Annotated in this window: 25 protein-coding genes; 21 read left to right on the top strand and 4 right to left on the bottom strand. The window is 68.7% G+C overall.

What is annotated here, in order from left to right:
- Positions 1-302 precede the first annotated feature (302 nt).
- The 14 genes from rpsP to VF106_RS28985 all read left to right on the top strand — a co-directional run bounded on the left by rpsP (position 303) and on the right by VF106_RS28985 (position 12,024).
- Positions 303-755, top strand: coding sequence for a 30S ribosomal protein S16 (gene rpsP / locus VF106_RS29050; RefSeq protein ID WP_330843038.1), 453 nt, complete (start codon positions 303-305; stop codon positions 753-755).
- Positions 752-991 carry an RNA-binding protein gene (locus VF106_RS29045; RefSeq protein WP_324920665.1) on the top strand — a complete coding sequence of 80 codons (240 nt, stop codon included), beginning with the start codon at positions 752-754 and terminating at the stop codon, positions 989-991. The genes rpsP and VF106_RS29045 overlap by 4 nt, the downstream gene beginning before the upstream one ends.
- Positions 988-1,503: a ribosome maturation factor RimM gene (gene rimM / locus VF106_RS29040; protein WP_330843037.1), complete on the top strand. Its 516-nt coding sequence runs from the start codon at positions 988-990 to the stop codon at positions 1,501-1,503. The genes VF106_RS29045 and rimM overlap by 4 nt, the downstream gene beginning before the upstream one ends.
- Positions 1,503-2,270: a tRNA (guanosine(37)-N1)-methyltransferase TrmD gene (trmD, locus tag VF106_RS29035; protein ID WP_330843036.1), complete on the top strand. Its 768-nt coding sequence runs from the start codon at positions 1,503-1,505 to the stop codon at positions 2,268-2,270. The genes rimM and trmD overlap by 1 nt, the downstream gene beginning before the upstream one ends.
- Positions 2,271-2,389: 119 nt before the next feature.
- A complete protein-coding gene (gene rplS, locus VF106_RS29030; RefSeq protein WP_330843035.1) occupies positions 2,390-2,749 on the top strand; it encodes a 50S ribosomal protein L19 in 360 nt (119 codons plus the stop codon).
- A 36-nt stretch (positions 2,750-2,785) separates the two neighbouring features.
- Entirely contained in the window at positions 2,786-3,742 is a 957-nt protein-coding gene (lepB, locus tag VF106_RS29025) for a signal peptidase I (RefSeq protein WP_330843034.1), read from the top strand.
- 9 nt (positions 3,743-3,751) lie between these two features.
- On the top strand, positions 3,752-4,660 hold the full coding sequence (gene lepB, locus VF106_RS29020; RefSeq protein ID WP_414639082.1) for a signal peptidase I: 909 nt from the start codon (positions 3,752-3,754) through the stop codon (positions 4,658-4,660).
- A gap of 29 nt (positions 4,661-4,689) precedes the next feature.
- The gene (locus VF106_RS29015; protein ID WP_414639087.1) at positions 4,690-5,472 is read left to right on the top strand and encodes a ribonuclease HII; all 783 of its coding nucleotides are present in this window, start codon (positions 4,690-4,692) and stop codon (positions 5,470-5,472) included.
- Positions 5,469-5,792 carry a DUF2469 domain-containing protein gene (locus VF106_RS29010; RefSeq protein WP_133908662.1) on the top strand — a complete coding sequence of 108 codons (324 nt, stop codon included), beginning with the start codon at positions 5,469-5,471 and terminating at the stop codon, positions 5,790-5,792. Before VF106_RS29015 ends, VF106_RS29010 begins: the two co-directional genes overlap by 4 nt.
- 194 nt (positions 5,793-5,986) lie before the next feature.
- Positions 5,987-6,367 carry a YraN family protein gene (locus VF106_RS29005; protein WP_330843033.1) on the top strand — a complete coding sequence of 127 codons (381 nt, stop codon included), beginning with the start codon at positions 5,987-5,989 and terminating at the stop codon, positions 6,365-6,367.
- Positions 6,367-7,881, top strand: a complete 1,515-nt coding sequence (locus tag VF106_RS29000; protein ID WP_330843032.1) for a YifB family Mg chelatase-like AAA ATPase — start codon at positions 6,367-6,369, stop codon at positions 7,879-7,881. The genes VF106_RS29005 and VF106_RS29000 overlap by 1 nt, the downstream gene beginning before the upstream one ends.
- Positions 7,882-8,127: 246 nt before the next feature.
- The gene (gene dprA, locus VF106_RS28995) at positions 8,128-9,288 is read left to right on the top strand and encodes a DNA-processing protein DprA (RefSeq protein WP_414639081.1); all 1,161 of its coding nucleotides are present in this window, start codon (positions 8,128-8,130) and stop codon (positions 9,286-9,288) included.
- A gap of 59 nt (positions 9,289-9,347) precedes the next feature.
- Positions 9,348-10,364 (top strand): tyrosine recombinase XerC, encoded by a 1,017-nt coding sequence (locus tag VF106_RS28990; RefSeq protein WP_414639080.1) that lies wholly within the window; start codon positions 9,348-9,350, stop codon positions 10,362-10,364.
- Between the two features lie 868 nt (positions 10,365-11,232).
- On the top strand, positions 11,233-12,024 hold the full coding sequence (locus VF106_RS28985) for a FliA/WhiG family RNA polymerase sigma factor (RefSeq protein ID WP_414639086.1): 792 nt from the start codon (positions 11,233-11,235) through the stop codon (positions 12,022-12,024).
- Between the two features lie 111 nt (positions 12,025-12,135).
- Here the strand turns inward: VF106_RS28985 and VF106_RS28980 are convergent, their stop codons facing one another.
- Positions 12,136-12,693: a murein hydrolase activator EnvC family protein gene (locus VF106_RS28980; protein ID WP_330843031.1), complete on the bottom strand. Its 558-nt coding sequence runs from the start codon at positions 12,691-12,693 to the stop codon at positions 12,136-12,138.
- A gap of 344 nt (positions 12,694-13,037) precedes the next feature.
- Between VF106_RS28980 and rpsB the strand changes: the two genes are divergently transcribed.
- From rpsB to VF106_RS28950, 6 genes are all read left to right on the top strand, one after another.
- The gene (gene rpsB / locus VF106_RS28975) at positions 13,038-13,877 is read left to right on the top strand and encodes a 30S ribosomal protein S2 (RefSeq protein ID WP_330843030.1); all 840 of its coding nucleotides are present in this window, start codon (positions 13,038-13,040) and stop codon (positions 13,875-13,877) included.
- Positions 13,878-13,920: 43 nt separating this feature from the next.
- Positions 13,921-14,736 carry a translation elongation factor Ts gene (gene tsf, locus VF106_RS28970; RefSeq protein ID WP_330843029.1) on the top strand — a complete coding sequence of 272 codons (816 nt, stop codon included), beginning with the start codon at positions 13,921-13,923 and terminating at the stop codon, positions 14,734-14,736.
- A gap of 92 nt (positions 14,737-14,828) precedes the next feature.
- A complete protein-coding gene (gene pyrH, locus VF106_RS28965) occupies positions 14,829-15,551 on the top strand; it encodes a UMP kinase (RefSeq protein ID WP_330843028.1) in 723 nt (240 codons plus the stop codon).
- 30 nt (positions 15,552-15,581) lie between these two features.
- On the top strand, positions 15,582-16,139 hold the full coding sequence (gene frr / locus VF106_RS28960; RefSeq protein WP_330843027.1) for a ribosome recycling factor: 558 nt from the start codon (positions 15,582-15,584) through the stop codon (positions 16,137-16,139).
- Positions 16,136-17,047 (top strand): phosphatidate cytidylyltransferase, encoded by a 912-nt coding sequence (locus tag VF106_RS28955; RefSeq protein WP_414639085.1) that lies wholly within the window; start codon positions 16,136-16,138, stop codon positions 17,045-17,047. Before frr ends, VF106_RS28955 begins: the two co-directional genes overlap by 4 nt.
- A gap of 60 nt (positions 17,048-17,107) precedes the next feature.
- On the top strand, positions 17,108-17,821 hold the full coding sequence (locus tag VF106_RS28950) for a class I SAM-dependent methyltransferase (protein ID WP_330843025.1): 714 nt from the start codon (positions 17,108-17,110) through the stop codon (positions 17,819-17,821).
- Here the strand turns inward: VF106_RS28950 and VF106_RS28945 are convergent.
- The gene (locus VF106_RS28945; RefSeq protein WP_330843024.1) at positions 17,818-18,240 is read right to left on the bottom strand and encodes a PadR family transcriptional regulator; all 423 of its coding nucleotides are present in this window, start codon (positions 18,238-18,240) and stop codon (positions 17,818-17,820) included. The genes VF106_RS28950 and VF106_RS28945 overlap by 4 nt on opposite strands.
- Between VF106_RS28945 and VF106_RS28940 the strand changes: the two genes are divergently transcribed.
- The gene (locus VF106_RS28940) at positions 18,235-18,537 is read left to right on the top strand and encodes a hypothetical protein (protein WP_330843023.1); all 303 of its coding nucleotides are present in this window, start codon (positions 18,235-18,237) and stop codon (positions 18,535-18,537) included. The genes VF106_RS28945 and VF106_RS28940 overlap by 6 nt on opposite strands.
- A gap of 198 nt (positions 18,538-18,735) precedes the next feature.
- On the opposite strand, the gene VF106_RS28935 is transcribed toward VF106_RS28940, so the two are convergent.
- Both VF106_RS28935 and VF106_RS28930 read right to left on the bottom strand, forming a co-directional pair.
- Positions 18,736-18,990: a hypothetical protein gene (locus VF106_RS28935; protein WP_330843022.1), complete on the bottom strand. Its 255-nt coding sequence runs from the start codon at positions 18,988-18,990 to the stop codon at positions 18,736-18,738.
- Positions 18,987-19,718, bottom strand: a complete 732-nt coding sequence (locus VF106_RS28930; protein ID WP_330843021.1) for a RelA/SpoT domain-containing protein — start codon at positions 19,716-19,718, stop codon at positions 18,987-18,989. Before VF106_RS28930 ends, VF106_RS28935 begins: the two co-directional genes overlap by 4 nt.
- Positions 19,719-19,766 lie beyond the last annotated feature (48 nt).

Here is a 19,766-nt window from a genome sequence, read left to right as displayed (position 1 = left end):
CTCCTTCCGGGTGGGACGTGGTCTAGAGGTTGTGATCCTGCTCCGTCCGACGCGAGCCCGGGACGACCTCGCGGTCACGGCCTGGTAGTCACGCGGGACTAGGGAGCACGGCGGTTCGACAGCCGGGACGCGGCGCGATTGGTGGGACGCCGGGGATGTCTGGCAGACTTGGGGGCTGAGTTCTGTGGCATCCGGACCCTCTCAACCGGTGGTCGCAGCGCCCTCGATCAGCCCCGGACGGTGTTCCCCACCTGAACCGGAGTGGATCACCCATCACAAGTTCTCAAGGAGACACCACAAACGTGGCCGTCAAGATCCGTTTGAAGCGCCTGGGCAAGGTCCGGGTGCCGCAGTACCGCATCGTCATCGTCGACTCGCGCAAGAAGCGTGACGGCGCCGTGATCGAGGAGATCGGCAAGTACCACCCGAAGGAGGACCCGTCGTACATCGACGTCGTCACCGACCGGGCGCAGTACTGGCTGGGCGTGGGCGCCCAGCCCACCGAGGCGGTCGAGAAGATCCTGAAGATCACCGGCGACTGGCAGAAGTTCAAGGGCGAGCCCGGCACCGAGGGCACCCTGAAGGTCAAGGAGCCGAAGCCGAGCAAGCAGGAGCTGTTCGAGCAGGCGCTCAAGGAGGCCGGCTCCGAGCCGACCACCGAGGCCACCACCCCGAAGAAGAAGGGTGGCGCCAAGAAGGCCGACGCGAAGAAGGCCGACGACAAGTCCGATGAGGGTGCCAAGGACGAGTCGTGAGTTTTCTGGCTGACGCTCTCGAGCACCTGGTGCGCGGCATCGTGGATCATCCGGACGACGTGCGTGTCGAGCTGGTGACCACGCGCCGTGGCCGCACGCTTGAGCTGCACGTCAACCCGGACGACCTCGGCAAGGTCATCGGCCGCGGCGGACGCACGGCGACCGCGCTGCGCACAGTCATGGCCGGCATCGGCGGCCGAGGCATCCGAGTGGATGTCGTCGATACCGACCAGTGAGCGAGCAACTCCTGGTCGGGCGCGTGGCCAAGGCGCACGGCATCTCCGGCGAGCTGGCCGTGGACATCCACACCGACCACCCGGACGAACGGTTCGCACCCGGAGTCGTGCTCACGGCACGGCTCCGGGACCGTTCGGTCCGCCCGGTCACCGTGACGACCGCACGCCCGCATTCCGGCCGCCTGCTCGTCCGTTTCGACGAGGTCCCGGACCGGACCGTCGCCGAGACCTTCCGCGGCGCGCAGCTGGTGGTCGACGCCGACGAGCTGCCGCCGTCCGACGACCCGGACGCCTTCTACGACCACGAGCTGGAAGGCCTCACCGTCGTCCTGACCGACGGCACGTCGGTGGGCACGGTCACCGAGATCGCCCGCGCCCCCGCCGGTGAGCTGCTGGTCGTCAAGTTGGAGGACGGCACCGAGGCCCTGGTCCCGTTCGTCCGCGCGATCGTCCCCGAGGTGGACGTCAAGGGCGGCCGTGTGATCATCGACCCGCCAGAAGGCCTGCTGTAGTGCGCGTCGACGTCGTCACGATCTTCCCCGAGTACCTCGACCCGCTGCGCCAGGCGCTGCTGGGTCGGGCGATCGAACGTGGCCTCGTCACGCTCGGCGTGCACGACCTGCGGAAATGGACGCACGACGTCCACAAGGCCGTCGACGACAGCCCCTACGGCGGTGGACCGGGCATGGTCATGAAGCCGCAGGTCTGGGGCGAGGCCCTCGACGAGCTGTGCGCGAACGGCACTCCCCGCCTGGTGGTGCCCACCCCTGCCGGACGGCCCTTCACGCAGGCCGTGGCCCGCGAGTACGCGGCGGAAGAGTGGCTGATGTTCGCCTGCGGCCGCTATGAGGGCATCGACCAGCGGGTGCTGGACGACGCGGCCCGCCGCATGCCCGTCGACGAGGTCTCCATCGGCGACTACGTGCTGGTGGGCGGCGAGGTCGCGGTCATGGTGATCGTCGAGGCCGTCGCCAGGCTGCTGCCCGGCGTGCTCGGCAACCCGGCGTCACACCAGCAGGACTCGTTCTCCGACGGCCTGCTGGAAGGCCCCAGCTACACCCGGCCCGAGGTGTGGCGTGACCTGGCGGTACCCGACGTGCTGCGGTCCGGCAACCACGGCGCCATCGCCCGCTGGCGCCGTGACCAAGCACTCACCAGGACGTTCCACAGGCGTCCTGACTTGCTCGCGAGCCTGCCGGAAGGCGCACTGGACAAGCACGACCAGGCCCATCTCGACACGCTCCGCGATCCCCGTTTCGACCCGGGAAAATCGGTCTGACATACTGGACCGGTTGTTGCGACCGGGTGGCGCCTGGGCGCACTCAAGACTCCCCAAGGTTGACTAAGGAATGACCGCGCCTTGGGATGAACGAACAACAGTTGAGGACGGACACACCGATGAACACCCTGGACGCCTTGGACGCGAAGTCGCTGCGTTCCGACATCCCGGCCTTCCGCCCCGGCGACACGCTGGAGGTCCACGTCCGCGTCATCGAGGGCTCCCGCCAGCGAGTCCAGAAGTTCAAGGGTGTCGTCATCCGCCGCCAGGGCGGTGGCATCCGCGAGACCTTCACCGTCCGCAAGATCTCGTTCGGTGTCGGCGTCGAGCGCACCTTCCCGGTGCACTCCCCGAACATCGACAAGCTGGTGGTCGACCGCCGCGGCGACGTCCGTCGCGCGAAGCTGTACTACCTCCGCGAGCTGCGGGGCAAGGCGGCCAAGATCAAGGAGAAGCGCGAGACGGCGCCGACCGCCTGACCTGTACTTTTCGCAAAGCCCGGTAGCCTGGGTTGTGTGGTCAACCCCGTGCACGCTCCGTCGCCTGAGGATGATCCGGAGCGTACGGACCTGATCCCGAAGGTCAGCGACGACTCCGGATCTACCCGGTCGTCGCGGCCTCGGGATGGCGCGGGGGAGAAGCCGGACCCGAGCAAGTCCGGCAAGCATCGCAAGCCGCCGAAGAAGCAGCCACTGTGGCGTGAGCTGCTGACGTTACTGGCGATCGCGCTCGTGCTGACGTTCCTCATCCAGCAGTTCCTCGGACGTGTGTACTCCATCCCGTCCGGCTCGATGGAGAAGACCCTGCACGGGTGCCCTGGCTGCACGGGCGATCGTGTGCTCGTGGACAAGCTCGTCTACGACTTCCGCGACCCGGAGCCCGGTGACGTGATCGTCTTCCAGGGCCCGGACGCCTGGACCGAGAACGACACCACGCCTCCCGAGTCGGGCAACCCCGTGGTTCACAGCCTGCAATGGCTCGGTTCACTGGTCGGTCTCGCGCCACCCAACGAGCGCGACTTCGTCAAGCGGGTCATCGCCGTCGGCGGTCAGACCGTCCAGTGCTGCGACGACAAGTGGCGTGTGCTGGTCGACGGCCAACCGCTGGACGAACCGTACGTGTACTGGCAGAACGGCGTGCCGGACGCGCGGCAGCGGTTCGACCCCGTCGTGGTCCCCGAAGGCACCCTGTGGGTAATGGGGGACAACCGCAGCGACTCCTGCGACTCGCGCTGCCAGGGCGGCGGTGGTGTCCGCGGTGTGGTGCCGATCGACAAGGTGATCGGCAAGGTGCGCAGCATCGTGCTGCCGCCGTCACGGTGGCGCGGGGTCGGCGACCACAACCCCCAGGCGGCGAACGCCGTGGCCATGTCCGCTCCGGTCTGGCAGCAGGGTGCACCGCTCGGCCTCGGTCTGGTGGCCGCGGTACCGACACTGTGGCTGGGCCGCCGGATCAGATGGCGACACCGGTAGTCTGCTGGAGTGGTCGACGTCGCACGCTCCGGAAACAGCAGGGACAACGGTGACGGGGAGGATGACCCGGCTGACCAGGACAAAGCTGACGTCCTAGCCAGCATCGGGCGAAAGGCCAGAAAGAAGAAGCAACGGTCTTTCTGGAAGGAACTTCCTATCCTCATCGGGGTCGCGCTGCTGCTCACCCTGATTATCCAGACCTTCATCGCTCGGGTGTTCGTGATCCCGTCCGAGTCGATGGAGCAGACACTGCACGGGTGCACGGGCTGTTATGGCGACCGGGTGCTCGTGGACAAGATGGTGTACGCCTTCGGTGAGCCGGAGGCCGGCGAGGTCGTGGTGTTCGAACGCCCCGCCACGTGGAACCGGTCTGAGTTCTCAGCGAACCGATCCAGCAACGGCTTCGTGTCTTGGTTGCAAGATGTAGGCGCGGCGTTCGGGCTCGCGTCGCCCAACGAGGACGACGTGGTCAAGCGAATCGTCGCGGTCGGCGGGGACACCGTCGAGTGTTGTGACGAGAAGAACCGTGTGCTGGTGAACGGTAAGCCGCTCGACGAGCCGTACGTCTACTGGATGCCCGGCAGCAACACTCAGGACGAGTTCCCGCCCATCACGGTGCCGGAGGGCATGCTTTGGGTGCTGGGCGACAACCGCAACAACTCCTGCGACTCGCGTTGCCAGGGCGGCGGTGGCAAGAACGGCCTCGTGCCGGTGGACAGCGTCATCGGCAAGGTGCGCTACATCGTGCTGCCCCCGTCACGCTGGCGCGGCGTTGGCGATCACAACCCGCAAACCGCTACCGCGTCGGCGGCGACCCAGCTGGTCGCGCCGGGCCTGGGCCTGGTCGCCGCGTTCCCGACGGTGTGGCTGGGCAGGCGGGTGCGCAGGGCGATCCGATCCGGTGGAGCACGCAGGTGACGGTGGCCAGACTGGAACGGCTGGCGTGGCTGGAGTCCACGCCGCCTCGCACCGTGCTGCGGCGCGACGCGGGCAACTGGGCCCTGCAGGCGGCACTGGACCGCCGCGGCCTGGGTCCGGTGGCGGGCGTGGACGAGGCAGGCCGGGGCGCCTGCGCGGGGCCACTGGTGGTGGCCTCCTGCGTCCTCCGTCCTGGTGACGCCAGCCGTTTCGAAGGCCTGACCGATTCCAAGCTCCTGACCGCGGCGGCTCGCGACAGGATGTACGACGTGGTCGTCCGCCGAGCCGTGGATTACACGATCGTGGTAATTCCGGTCGAGGACGTCGACTTCAAGGGCGTCCACGTCTGCAATATCGAAGGCATGCGGCGAGCCATCGCCCAGTTACGGACCCACCCTGGCTATGTGCTGATAGACGGCTTCCGCGTGCCGGGCCTGACCGCCCCCTCGACCCCGGTGGTCAAGGGCGACCAGGCGGTGGCCTGCGTGGCGGCGGCGTCGATCCTGGCCAAGGTGACCCGAGACCGCATCATGGCGGAACTGCACGAAGAGCTGCCGATGTACGGTTTCGACGAGCACAAGGGTTATTGCACGGGTGCTCACACCGCCGCGTTGACCGAACATGGACCGAGCAGGGTCCACAGGTGGTCCTTCGTCAACGTGGCGACAGCGGGCATGACGCACGGTATGCACCCGCCACACCCGGTGGCCTTGAGTGTGGCGGCGGCCGCCGTGGTCCAGAATGGTCAGGTTGGGAGGCTGCCAACGCCGTTGCAGACACCCGTCGAGCAGGAGGAGCGCGAGACCGCATGAGCGCGGAGGATCTCGAGAAGTACGAGACCGAGATGGAGCTGCAGCTCTACCGGGAGTACCGCGACATCGTCGGACAGTTCTCGTACGTGGTTGAAACAGAACGACGCTTCTACCTGGCCAACGGCGTGGACGTGCAGGTGAGGGACTCGGACGGTGAGGTCTACTTCGAGGTGCGGATGTCCGACGCCTGGGTGTGGGACATGTACCGGCCGGCACGGTTCGTCAAGAACGTCCGCGTGATCACCTTCAAGGACGTCAACGTGGAGGAGCTGGACAAGCCAGACCTCCGCCTCCCGGAAGAGGGCCCCTTCGGCTCCTGAGCTGGGTTCGTTGGAACCGCGAGGCACGAGACCGTGCCTCGCGGTTTTCTTTTGTCCGGCCCACTAGCACACGGCACCGACAGTCCCGGTTTTCCTGATCTTGAAACAGGCGAGTTGTCCACAGCCGCCGCAGTTGTCCACAGTTGATCTTTCCCCCGTGGCTGCGCTCCGCGAAGCCCGGCAGTGTCGACGCCATGACGGCAGACACCACCCCGGCAAGGCCAGAACACCTTCGGACCGGCGAACGCGGCGAAGCGCTCGCCGCCATCTACCTGGAACAACACGGCCTCACGGTCCTGTCCAGGAACTGGCGATGTCCCGAAGGCGAACTGGACCTCGTCCTCACCGACGGCCGAACCCTGGTCGTCTGCGAGGTGAAGACCAGGACCAGCGACCACTACGGCACCCCGGGCGAGGCGGTCGACGACGCGAAGGCCGGCCGCATCAGACGGCTGACCCGTCGCTGGCGTGCCGAGTTCGGCGTGCGCCACGTCGACACTCGCTACGACATCGTCGCCATCCTCTGGCCGCCAGGTGAAAAACCCCAGATCAACCACCTCAAGGGCGTGCTGTGATGCCGCTTGCCAGAGCCTGGTCGGTGGCGCTCTTCGGCGTGGACGGCGTGGCGGTGGAGATCGAGGCCGACATCGGCGGCGGTCGCCCGCGCACCCAGATCGTCGGGCTTCCCGACGCTTCCCTGAACGAGGCCAAGGAACGCGTCCGAGCCGCCGTCCGCAACAGCCACCGCAAGTGGCCGGACGAGCTGGTCACCCTCGCCCTCTCCCCGGCAGCACTCCCGAAAGGCGGTTCGAGCTACGACGTAGCCCTGGCCTGCGCCGTGCTGGCAGCCGCAGGCCTTGAACCGGCCGAGCGCCTCGAGAAGACGGTCCTCATGGGCGAGCTCGCCCTGGACGGCCGGATCCGCACGGTTCGCGGCGTGCTGCCCGGTCTCCTGGCGGCCAGGAAGGCGAAGCTGCGCCGAGCGATCGTGCCAGTCCAGACGCTCCCGGAAGCCGCGCTGGTCACGGGCCTGGAGATCCTGGGCGCGGAACACCTGACCGACGTCCTCGACTGGCTGCGCGGCGAACCCGACACCCTCCGCAAACCGGTGCCGGCCGCGCTGGCGCCGCCGGCTGAGGTCCCCGACCTGGCGGACGTCGTCGGTCAACCGGAGGCTCGCTGGGCGCTGGAGGTCGCGGCAGCGGGCGGACACCACCTGCTGCTGACGGGCCCGCCCGGAACCGGCAAGACCATGCTCGCGCAACGGCTCCCGGGCCTGCTGCCGAGCCTCACCGAAGAACAGACACTCGAAGTCACGGCCGTCCACTCGATCGCCGGGTTGCTCACGCCCGCCACACCACTGGTGACGACGCCGCCGTTCATCGCGCCGCACCACACGTGCACGGTGCCGGCGCTCGTCGGAGGTGGCGTCGGACTGGCGAAACCGGGGGCGATCAGCACCGCACACAACGGCGTCCTCCTGCTGGACGAGGCATGCGAGTTCGCCGCGGACCGGCTGGAGGCCCTGCGTACCGCGCTCGAAGAGGGCGAGATCCGGCTCGCCCGGCGAGACGGTGTGGCGCGTTACCCGGCGAGGTTCCAGCTGGTGCTGGCGACCAACCCATGTCCGTGCGCACCACCGAGAGAGCTCGACTGCACCTGCTCGCCGCATGCCAAACGCCGGTACATGGCGCGCCTCTCCGGGCCGTTGCTCGACCGCGTCGACATCCGCGTCCGCATGCGTCCGATCACCGCGCTGTCACGAGCGGACGGCGTCACACCGGAGTCCACGGCCGCTGTCCGTGCCAGGGTGGCCAGAGCGCGGGAGAAGGCAGCCGAACGCTGGAAGAAACACGGCTGGCTGACCAATGCCCAAGCGCCCGGGCCGATTCTCCGCCGGGAGTTCGGCTTACCGAGGGCGGCCACGGCTCTCCTGGATCGGGGCCTCGACATCGGCGCGGTCACCGCACGCGGCGCCGACCGCTGCATCCGAGTGTCGTGGACGCTTGCCGACCTCGCCGGTGACGACCTCCCCACCGCCGACCACGTGACGGCGGCTCTCGAATTCCGCGACCGCAGGGTCGCGTAGCTCGCACACCTCAGAAAGGAACACGATCATGCTCGTCTCGAACCCCGGAAACCGGATCCACCGCCACGCCACCATGGCCGGCAGCCCTGCCCACACGAACAGGGGCACCACCACTCCAGGCCTGTGCCCGCGCATGCGGTGGCGTTCGATGAACCCCGGCTTGCCACCACCCGATTCCCTGGCGTGCTACGCCCGCGGCCCTGACTGCTGCGCCACCTCGGCCGTGGCCACCGTGCGGAGAGTCGCGTGACCGCGCCGGCAGACGAGGAGACACGCCTGGCGAGGGCCTACCTCATGCGGGTCGCCGAACCGCCGGCACACGCACTGCACGCGCTCGTGGACGTCGAAGGTGCCCCCGCCGCCGCGGAACGGGTCAGGAGCGGGAACGTGCCCGCCCGGGTGCGGGGTGAGACCGAGGCACGCCGGCACGTCGACCGGGCAGGAGAGGACCTTGTCGCGGCGGACAAGGTCGGTGCGCGTCTGCTCGTGCCGGAGGATCCCGACTGGCCGGCCTGGCCGTTGCTCTGTCTCGCTCCGCCGGTGGATCGCGGTTTACGTGGTGCGGGGCAACCGCTCGGGCTGTGGGTGCGCGGCGAGGCGTCGGCCGGAGACGTCTTCGACCAGGCGGTCTCCGTGATCGGCGCGAGAGCGGCCACCAGCTACGGCGAGCATGTCGCGTTGGAGATCGGGTACGGGCTCGCGTCCACCGGCATGACGATCGTTTCCGGTGCGGCCTACGGCATCGACGGCTCGGCCCACCGTGGCGCGCTGCACGCGGGTGGGCGCACCGTCGCGGTCCTGGGTTGTGGCATCGACATCGCGTACCCGGCGGGACACGACCGTCTCCTCGACAGGATCGCCGGCACCGGGCTCGTGGTCAGCGAGTACCCGCCGGGCACCAGTCCGGCGCGTCACCGCTTTCTCGTGCGGAACCGCCTCATCGCCGCGCTCTCCACGGCGACCGTCGTCGTCGAGGCGGGGACACGCAGCGGAGCGAAGAACACCGCGACGACGGCCGCGTCTCTTGGCAAGGTGGTGCTGGCCGTGCCGGGACCGATCACCTCGGCGATGTCCGTCGGCTGTCACGACCTCCTGCGGACCGGCGCCGCTCAGATCGCCGGCTCGGTGGCGGAGATCCTCGAGGCGGTCGGGCCGTTGGGCGAACACCTGCGTCCGCCGGCGTCGTCACCGAAACGCAGCACCGACGGCCTCGCCGAGCAGGCCCTGCGCGTGCACGAAGCACTACGCCGGGAGGAGGGCCGAAGCATGGAGGAGGTCGCGGTGGACTCCGGCGTGCCACTCGACCGGGTTCGCGCGCTGCTCCCCGGACTGGAGCTCACCGGGCACGTGGAGCGCCACGAGGACGGCTGGCGCCAGGCGAAGGGAGGTCCGAGGGGAGGTCACTGAATGGTCCGGGACCACTGACGCCTCGGGCGTGCGTGGCGGTCCTTGACCGATCGGGCGGGATGCCGCAGCGTCGAAGGGTGTCTGCGCCACGCAAGCGGGTCGATCTGCACCGGGTCCGGGATGAGCTGCCCGAGCCCGTGGGAACGGTGGTGGCCGACTACGAGCGGCATCTCGGGCTCGAACGCGGGCTGTCCACACACACGGTCCGCGCCTACGTGGCGGACGTCGTTTCCGTGCTCGGGTTTCTGCACGGCTTCCCGGTGGTCGGCGGCGCCCGGAGCATCGACCGGAGCATGGGAAAGGGCATCGCGGCGCTCGACCTGACCGTGCTGCGCGCGTGGCTCGCGGCGCAGCGGTCGGCCGGGGTGAGCCGGACGACGATGGCACGGCGGTCGGCGGCAGCGCGGACGTTCACGGCGTGGGCGCACCGGCGCGGGCATCTCGAGACGGATCCGGGCGCCCGGCTGGCGTCGCCGCGGCCGCACCGGAAGCTGCCGTCGGTGCTGCGGCAGGACCAGGCCGGCGAGGTGCTGGACGCGTCGAAGAAGGGCGCTGCCGAGCTCGATCCGGTCGCGTTGCGTGACCACGCGTTGTTGGAGCTGCTGTACGCGACGGGCATCCGCGTCTCCGAGCTGTGCGGACTGGACGTCGACGACGTCGACCTGGACAGGCGGGTCGTGGTCGTACTCGGGAAGGGAGGAAAGGAGCGCACGGTGCCGTTCGGCGAGCCGGCACTCCGGGCGGTCGTCGACTGGCTGCGGCGTGGCCGGCCCGCTCTGGCGAGGCCGACGTCCCCGCCAGCGTTGTTGCTGGGTGCGCGCGGTGGCCGGTTTCAACCGGCCAGCGTCCGACGTGTCGTGCACGAGGCGCTGAGCGCGATTTCGGGTGCGCCCGTCATGGGACCGCACGGTTTGCGTCATTCTGCTGCGACACATTTGCTCGAAGGTGGTGCGGATCTTCGTAGCGTCCAGGAGCTGCTTGGTCACGCTACGCTCGCAACCACACAGCTCTACACCCATGTGACCGTCGACCGGCTGAAGGCTATCCATGACCGAGCCCACCCCCGTTCCCAATGAGCCAGGGGAAGGTTTACGGATGCGCGGCGTCCACGGCAACGTGGCGCTCGACGCGAACATGCCTCCGAACGGCGGTAGCGCGGGCCCAGTCAACGGAGAATCGACCACCGTCGCGCCCCAGGCTTACGCCAACGCGGCACGCAACGACTACAGGCGTGTGGAAGTTGCGCCGCATGACAGGCACCATGGCAACGATGGCCATGGCGGAACGGGTCGGGCCGACATCGCGAGGCTGGTCGCGGTCGGCGCAAGCAGCAGCGCCCACGACAGCGGAGCACGCACCAGCGTCGCGACGCTGGACAAGTCCAGCGGTTTCGGCGCGCCCACGAACGGCAACGGCAACCACCGTGCCGACCTGGCCAGCGGCACCGATCCCACCCCGAACGGCACCCACATTCCCAACAACGGAAACGGCATCCACGCGAACACCCAGAACGGGAACGCCCACGACACGAACGGCCACCGCGGGCCCGGCCATGGCGCGATCGGACAAGGTGAGAACTGCCAAGCCGCGAACGGCCAAAATTCGAACGGCCACAGCGGTCCGGGCCGAGACGCGAACGGCCAAGACGGTCACAGCGGTCCTGGCCACGATACGAACGGCCAAGGTGCGACCGGCCGTGGCGCGATCGGCCCCGGTGCGATCGGCCCTGGTGCGATCGGCCAACGCGGGGGCAGCTCTACTGGGAGCCGGCTCGACGGCTCTGGGAGCGGGCTCGGCGGGAATGGCCATCGCGGTGACGGCGTTGCCCAGGGTTGGGTCGGTGGGGACGGCCTTGGTGGGCAGGGTCGAGACGGTGGGCACGGTGGGGACCGGCTCAGTGAGAACGGGCACTCCGTGACGTTCGGGTTCGGTGAGACCGCTGGGGTGCTGCCTGGTGACCAGCGGACCTTCGACGATGTCGAGGCCGGCATCGTCGCTCTGTGGCGGCAGTTCGGGGAGGGGCGTGAGCAGCCCTTGCGGGACCGGCTCGTCCTGCACTACGCGCCGCTGGTCAAGTACGTGGCCGGCCGGGTCGGGACCGGGTTGCCCGCGCACGTCGAGGTGGCCGACCTCATTCAGTCCGGCATCTTCGGGCTCGTCGACGCCATCGAGAAGTTCGAGCCCGAGCGTGGGCTGAAGTTCGAGACCTACGCCATGCAGCGCATCCGGGGCGCCATCCTCGACGACCTCCGCGCGCAGGACTGGGTGCCGCGGTCCGTGCGGGGCCGCGCCCGTGAGGTCGAACGTGCCCTCGAACGGCTCGGGGCCCAGCTGCGACGCACACCCACCGACGCCGAGCTCGCCGAGGAACTCGGGCTGTCTGTGCAGGAGCTGCGGGACCTCTACGCCCAGCTGCAGCTCACCAGCGTCGTGGCGTTGGACGAGCTCGCCTCCGCCGGGCGTGGGCCCACGCCGCTCGCCGACATCCTCGAGGACCAGGAGGCGCTGGACCCCGTCGCGCTGCTCGTCGACCAGGACAACCGGCGCCAGCTCGCCCAGGCGATCGCGCACCTCGCCGAGCGGGACCGGGTCGTGGTCACGCTCTACTACTTCGAGAACCTCACGCTCGCCGAGATCGGCCGGGTTCTCGGGGTCACCGAGTCCCGCGTGTGCCAGCTCCACACACGCGCCGTACTGCGATTGCGTGCGAAGCTGCTGGAGAAGACCGACGCCTAACGGTGTCACGCAACCACCTTCGGCAGACGATCACTTACGCCGGCCCGCAACCACCTGAGCAAACCGACCCGAGGCCGTCGCCGAAGGCGAGAGGCGGCCCTAGAAACACAGCTAGCCGTCCCACGGCAGCAGGCGTACTCGGCCGGCCGACAGCAGGCCCAGCGGGTCCACGTACTCCGTGCCTCGTCGTGCGCCCCAGTGCAGGCATGTCTCGGGGCGGTGGCCGGGGTTCAACAGGCCGATGACCGTGCCTCGTTCCACGCGTTGGCTGGCCTGGACCAGGGCCGTCACCGGCTCGTAGGTGGTCCGCAGGCCGCCCGCGTGTGCGATCGACACGACGCCCCTGCCCGCCAGTGGGCCTGCGTAGACCACCACCCCGGCGCCGGCGGCGAGCACTGGAGCGCCCACAGGGCCGCCGAGGTCGACGCCTCGGTGGCCTGGGCCGTACGGCGTCGCGGGTGGCTGGAACGGGCGCACGACCGGGTGTGGGGGAGCCAGTGGCCAGCCGAACCGTCCTGGTCGGGTCGCCGGCAGGTCGGGCGGTGGCAGGCGGTACCCGCTGCTGGCGGTGTCCAGGGACGGCGACGCTGCCCGCGCAGTGGTGATCGTGACCACCAGCGCGGTCAGCACGATGCTCGTGAGCTGCGGGATCCTGGTGCGGAGAGGCATGTTCCCAGGATGCGGGGGAGGGGTGACAGGAAGGCGCGAGTGGCGGCCAGCTGTGGACAACTGACCGGGCTGTGGATAAGTGGCCTACCAGGTTCATCGCCGGTCAGGCCGACCGCGTAGACTTCCATCGCGGCTCGTGGCAACGCGAGCTGACTTCGCGTGCCAGTGCGCTTGCCTCCGCGGCAGCGGCATCCGGCGGTCCCGAGACGACCAGCAACACCGTCGAGGGTCCGGCTGCCGGCACCGGCACCAGGGCAGGACGGCACCAAGCCGTCTCGCGACAACCGACACCGTGCCGGACCACCACCCCGGCGCGCAAGACAAGAAGAGGTGCGAACCAGGCCATGGCCGTCGTCACCATGAAGCAGCTGCTCGATTCCGGCGTGCACTTCGGGCACCAGACCCGCCGCTGGAACCCGAAGATGAAGCGCTACATCTTCACCGAGCGCAACGGCATCTACATCATCGACCTGCAGCAGACGCTGTCCTACATCGACCGCGCCTACGAGTTCATCAAGGAGACGGTCGCGCACGGCGGCTCGATCCTGTTCGTCGGCACGAAGAAGCAGGCGCAGGAAGCGATCGCCAACGAGGCGCTCCGCGTGGGCATGCCCTACGTGAACCAGCGCTGGCTGGGCGGCATGCTGACCAACTTCTCCACCGTCCACAAGCGCCTCCAGCGGCTCAAGGAGCTGGAGTCGATGGAGCAGACGGGCGGTTTCCAGGGTCTCACCAAGAAGGAGATCCTGATGCTCACCCGCGAGAAGGACAAGCTGGAGCGGACCCTCGGCGGTATCCGCGACATGGCGAAGGTGCCGTCCGCGGTCTGGATCGTGGACACCAAGAAGGAGCACATCGCCGTCGGTGAGGCGCGCAAGCTCAACATCCCGGTCGTCGCGATCCTCGACACCAACTGCGACCCCGACGAGGTCGACTACCCGATTCCGGGCAACGACGACGCGATCCGCTCCGCCGCGCTGCTGACCAAGGTCGTCGCCGAGGCCGCGGCCGCCGGTCTGATGGCCCGCTCGGGTGTGCGCAACGGCGCCGCGGACGGCGACGAGAAGCCGACCCCGGGTGTCTCGGACGAGCCGCTGCCGGAGTGGGAGCAGGAGCTCCTCGTCGGCCAGAACGCCGCGGCGGGTGGCGCCGAGGCGGACAAGCCGGCCGCCGCCGCCGAGTAACTCAAAGCGCATCGAACCGAAAGAAGGATGGACGAGAGCCACAATGGCGAACTACACCACGGCCGATCTCAAGCGGCTTCGTGAGCTCACCGGCGCCGGCATGATGGCCTGTAAGAAGGCACTCGACGAGTCGGACGGCGACTTCGACAAGGCCGTCGAGCTCCTGCGCATCAAGGGCGCCAAGGACGTCGGCAAGCGTGCGGAGCGCACCACCGCGAACGGCCTGGTCGCCGCCGAGGGCGGCGTCATGATCGAGCTGAACTGCGAGACGGACTTCGTCGCGAAGAACGCCGACTTCACCGGTCTCGCCGACCGGATCGTGGCGGCCGCCAAGGCCACCAAGCCGGCCGACCTCGACACGCTGCTCAAGGCCGACCTGGACGGCCAGACGGTCGCCGACGCGGTGGCCGAGCTGTCCGCCAAGATCGGCGAGAAGCTCGAGCTGCGCCGGGTCGCCGTGTTCGACGGCGCCGTCGAGACCTACCTGCACCGGCGCGACCCCGACCTGCCGCCGACCGTCGGCGTCGTGGTCGAGTACACCGGTGCCGACACGGACGCCGCTCGTGGCGCAGCCATGCAGGTCGCCGCGATGAAGCCGCGTTACGTCACCCGTGACGAGGTTCCCGAGGAGATCGTGGCGAACGAGCGCCGCATCGCCGAGGAGACCGCTCGCGAGGAGGGCAAGCCCGAGGCGGCGCTGGCCAAGATCACCGAGGGTCGGGTCAACGGGTTCTACAAGGACGTCGTGCTCCTCGAGCAGGCGTCGGTGCAGGACTCGAAGAAGACCGTGAAGGCGCTCCTCGACGGGGCTGGTGTCACGGTCACGCGGTTCGCCCGCTTCGAGATCGGCCAGTCCTGATCCGCGAGCCTGGACCCCAGGCGGTGCCCCGCCCTCGGAACTGACCGAGGGCGGGGCATTCGCCTGTAGACCACCCACCACGAGGGAGAGCGATGGAATTCCGGAGACACGGATTCCGCAGGGTGCTGCTCAAGCTGGGCGGCGAGATGTTCGGCGGCGGCGAGGTCGGCGTCGACCCGGACGTGGTGCAGACGGTCGCGCGGCAGATCGCCGAGGTCGTCCGCGACGGGGTCCAGGTGTCGGTGGTCATCGGCGGCGGCAACTTCTTCCGCGGAGCTGAGCTGTCGCAGCGCGGCATGGACCGTGACCGCGCCGACTACATGGCGATGCTCGGCACCGTCATGAACTGTCTTGCCCTGCAGGACTTCCTGGAGAAGCTCGGTATCGACACGCGCGTCCAGACGGCCATCACCATGGGCCAGATCGCCGAGCCCTACATCCCGCGGCGCGCCGAGCGACACCTGGAGAAGGGCCGTGTGGTGATCTTCGCCGGCGGCGTCGGCATGCCGTACTTCTCCACCGACACCGCGGCCGCCCAGCGTGCGCTGGAGATCGGCTGCGAGGTCGTGCTGATGGCGAAGTCGGTCGACGGCGTCTACACCGCGGACCCGAAGACCACCCCGGACGCCAAGATGTTCGAGCACATCACCCACCGCGAGGTACTCGAACAAGGGCTCGCGGTCGCGGACGCCACCGCGTTCAGCCTGTGTATGGACAACAACATGCCGATCATCGTGTTCAATCTGCTCACCGAGGGGAACATCGCCCGCGCGGTGCGTGGTGAGAGGATCGGCACTGTGGTCAGTACTCCCTGACCGCGCGGAGCCGAGAAACAGGAGCAGGCTTTGATCGAGGAAACACTCTTCGACGCCGAGGAGAGGATGGAGAGCGCGGTGGCGCACGCCAAGGCGGAGCTCGCCTCGGTGCGCACCGGCCGCGCCAGCTCCGGGATGTTCTCCCGGATCGTCGTCGACTACTACGGTGCCCCGACCCCGCTCAACCAGCTCGCCGGCGTCAACGTGCCGGAAGCACGGATGGCGGTGATCAAGCCCTACGACATCAGCCAACTCGGCGCCATCGAGCGGGCGATCCGCGATTCCGACCTGGGTGTCAACCCGACCAACGACGGTGCGCTCATCCGCGTGGTCATCCCCCAGCTGACGGAGGAGCGCCGCAAGGAGATGGTGAAGGTCGCCAAGTCCAAGGGCGAGGACGCCAAAGTCGCCATCCGCAACGTCCGCCGCAAGGCGAACGAGGAGCTCCACCGCATCGTCAAGGACGGTGAGGCTGGCGAGGACGAGGTGAGCCGCGCCGAGAAGGAGCTGCAGCACCTCACGGACAAGTTCGTCCACCAGGTGGAGGAGCTCGTCAAGCACAAGGAAGCGGAACTGCTCGAAGTCTGAGCCCGGCATCTATGGACACCATCAGCGCACCCACCGGGCCCGAACCCGTCGAGGAGAACCGTGTGACGACCGGCGACGTGGCCGCGCCGCCCCCCGCCCCCAAGGCGGGACGCAACCTGCCGGCCGCGATCGCCGTCGGCGTCCTGCTCGGCGCCGCGGTGCTCGTTTCGCTGCTGACCGTGCGGCAGATCTTCGTCGGCATCGTCGCGATCGCCGTCGCGACGGGCACATGGGAACTGGCAGGCGCGCTCAAGCGTGGCGCGAACATTCGCGTCACGCTGTGGCCCCTACTGGTCGGCGGCCAGGCCATGGTCTGGCTGTCGTGGCCGTTCGAGCGCGACGGGCTGGTGACGGCGTTCGTGCTGACGGTTCTCGCCTGCCTGGTCTGGCGGCTGCCCGGCGGTGCGGAGGGCTACGTCCGCGACATCGGCGCGTCGATCCTGACCGCCGCGTACGTGCCGCTGTTCGCGTCGTTCGCGGCGATGCTGGTGGTCGCCGAGAACGGCGCGGCCAGGGTGGTGTGCTTCCTCATCGTGGTGGTGTGCAACGACGTCGGCGGCTACACGACCGGCGCGAAGCTCGGCCGGCATCCGATGGCGCCGACGATCAGCCCGAAGAAGTCCTGGGAGGGCTTCGTGGGTTCCATGATCGCGGGCATCGCCGCCGGCACGCTCGCGGTGGTCTTCCTGCTCGACGGCCAGTGGTGGCAGGGCGCGTTGTTCGGTGCCGCGCTGGTGTGCACGGCGACCATCGGCGATCTGGTGGAGTCGCTGATCAAGCGCGATCTCAAGATCAAGGACATGGGCACGCTGCTGCCCGGTCACGGCGGCCTCATGGACCGGCTCGATTCGCTGCTGCCGTCGGCCGTGGTGTCATGGCTGTTGCTCGGGCTGTTCATTCCTGCCTAGCCCGCGTGGTTTCCTGGATATGTGGGACTGGTGTCACGGGCTCGTGAACGGATAGCCGCCGTGCGTCGTGGAGCTGACACCCTGCCGAGCCCGAACATCTGGAACTGGCCCGAGACCTACGAGGTCGAGAACCGGGCACAGGACGTGGACGGCGAGATCTGGCGGGTGCTCGCGGAGGTGGCCGACTGGACCGGCCGGGATGTGCTGGACATCGGCTGTGGCACAGGTTTTCACTTACCCCGGTTCGCCGCGTCCGCGCGGCACGTCACAGGGGTTGAGCCGTATGCGCCGCTGGTCCCGCTCGCGCAGGAGCGGGTGGCGCGTCTGCCGAACGTGGACGTGAAGCTGGGCTCCGCTCAGCGGTTGCCGATGCCGGACGCGAGCGTGGACATGGCACATGCCCGGACCGCGTACTTCTTCGGTCCGGGCTGTGAGCCGGGCATCGCCGAGGTGGAGCGGGTGCTCCGGCCCGGCGGTGTGCTGGTGATCGTCGACCTCGACGCGCGGCACCGGCCCTACGGCGACTGGATGCGTGCCGACCTGCCGAGGTACGACCCGTTCGAGGTCGACCGGTTCTTCACCCGAATGGGCTTCGACTGCCGAACCGTCGAGACGCGGTGGCGTTTCGCGGACCGGCAGAGCCTGGAGTCCGTCCTGCGGATCGAGTTCTCGCCACGCGTGGCCGACCGGGCGACCAGGGACGTCCCCGGCCTCGAGTTCCCGGTCGGCTACCGCGTGTTGACCAGGCGGAAGCCGACCGGGCTTGTCTTCTAGTCCTCGTCGTCCGCAGGACTGTCCTCGTCGTCTTCCGAGGTCGGGGCCTCGCCGAGGATGGCGTACAGCTCACGCCGTGCCTCGTTGAGCACCTCGACGGCGCGCTTCTTCTGCCCGTCCGACGCGGCGTTGGCGACCTGCATGGCCGCACCCATGAGCTGGCCGACGGCGTCCCGCAGACTCACGTCGCGCGGGTCGGCATCACGGGCGATCTCCTCCCACGGCGGGGTCTCGATCTTCGCCGCGACCGTGCGGCCCTCATCGGTGAGCGCGTACAGGCGGCGGGAGCCACTGCCCTCGTCGACGATCAGGCCCTCGTCGGCCAGTAGTTGGAGCGTCGGGTAGACGGAGCCGGGGCTCGGTCGCCACAGCTCACCGCTGCGCTCCTTGATCTCCTGGATCATCTCGTAGCCGTGCATGGGCCGCTCCGCGAGCAGCGCGAGTATGGCCGTCCGGACGTCGCCGCGACGAGAACGCCGGCCGCGGCCGCCCCGCTCACCCCGGCCACGCCGGTGACCGCGACCGCCGGGAAAGCCCCCGAACGGACCGCCGGGCCCAGGCATCCCGGGCCACGGACCGCCAGGCGGGGTCGGCGGAAACGGCGGGAAGGGCACCCCTCCACGGGCCTCGCGAAGGTGCTGCTGCATGTCGTGGAACTGGGCACGTGGGTCGCCGAACGCCGCTCGGCCCTCGAATGGATGGTGGTGTCCGAATGATGGACGCATGATTGGGTTCCTCCCTGTATGAAGTATCGCGTGGTATCGCGATACGTTCACGATATATCGGAACCTGTCGCGATGCAACCCATCGGTGAAGTGCAGACACACGACTGCCCCGACAGCTCGCGCATAGCGAACTGCCGGGGCAGTCGTGGATCTTCGGGTCGACCCGAGGAGACCGCGGATCAGACGAGGTCAGGCGGCGGCGACCGCGTCCCTGAGTCGACGGGCAAGCTCGGCCGCGGTGTAGAAGTACCGGCCGTGGGTCTCGTGCAGCGTCTCCTCGGAGTCCGCACTCAGCACGACCACCTCGGTGTCCGCGTACTCGGCCACCCGCTCCAGCTCGAACCGCCGCCGCATGGCTGTGTCGCCGTCGGTGAAATGCTCCCGAACCAGGAGCTCACCGGTCTCCGGGCGGTAAACGAGCACGAGGTGGATCACGGTGGTCATGGTAGCTGCTCCAGGTAGTGATTTGCCTTGTCAAGCGCGTGCACGGCTCGTTTCTGTGCCGTGGTGGCAAGACTCCGAACGGATGGGTCCGTTGATGTGATGTCCGCTTCAACCGCGTCGATCATCGAGGCGGTCTCGTCCAGCGCGTGCAGGAAGGTTGCCGCCTCGGTTGTGAGTTGAACAGGTTCGCTGTAGCGCAGACCTCGCCCCAATCGGTCAGCGGTGCGCTCGAAGAGTTCCGCCCATTGATGTTGTAGGGCGGTGCGGACTTGCACTTCGAGCAGAATGCCCTCACGGCGTATCTCGAGGTGGACCGCACGGTAGCCGGCCCTCGGGTCGACCCGACGGTCGATGATCTTCGCGGGTCGGTTGCTGTCGGGTAGTCGTGCGGCAATGCGTGCCACGACATCGTCCTGGTCGGCGCGGGTGCCGTGCACCACGACGCGGAGTCCGGCCAAGTCGCGGATCTGCGCCAGGGATCGCAGGTCAGGCTGGCGGTGCAGCTTTTGCAGAGTCGTCCTGAGTGTCTTGACGCGTGGCGCCATCGGCTCGGCGTGAGCTGGGGTCTCTGCGCACAATCGGGCCACGTCGGTATGCGCGCGCTCCAGGACTTGGCGGTAGTAGATCAGTATGTCGGCAAGGGCGTGCAGGTCTTCGGGGGTTTCGGTCCCGTCCCGCAGGCGGCGCGTCAGCTTCTTGAGCTGACTGCCGCTGATCGGCCTAGTCATTGCTGGACCATATGGCCTAGTGCTAACCGTTTTGGCTGGCATGGGACA

This window comes from Actinophytocola sp. (assembly GCF_036378875.1).
GTDB lineage: Bacteria > Actinomycetota > Actinomycetes > Mycobacteriales > Pseudonocardiaceae > Actinophytocola.
Note: the sequence above shows the minus strand (reverse complement) of the source record. Positions and strands in the feature narration are given on the sequence as shown.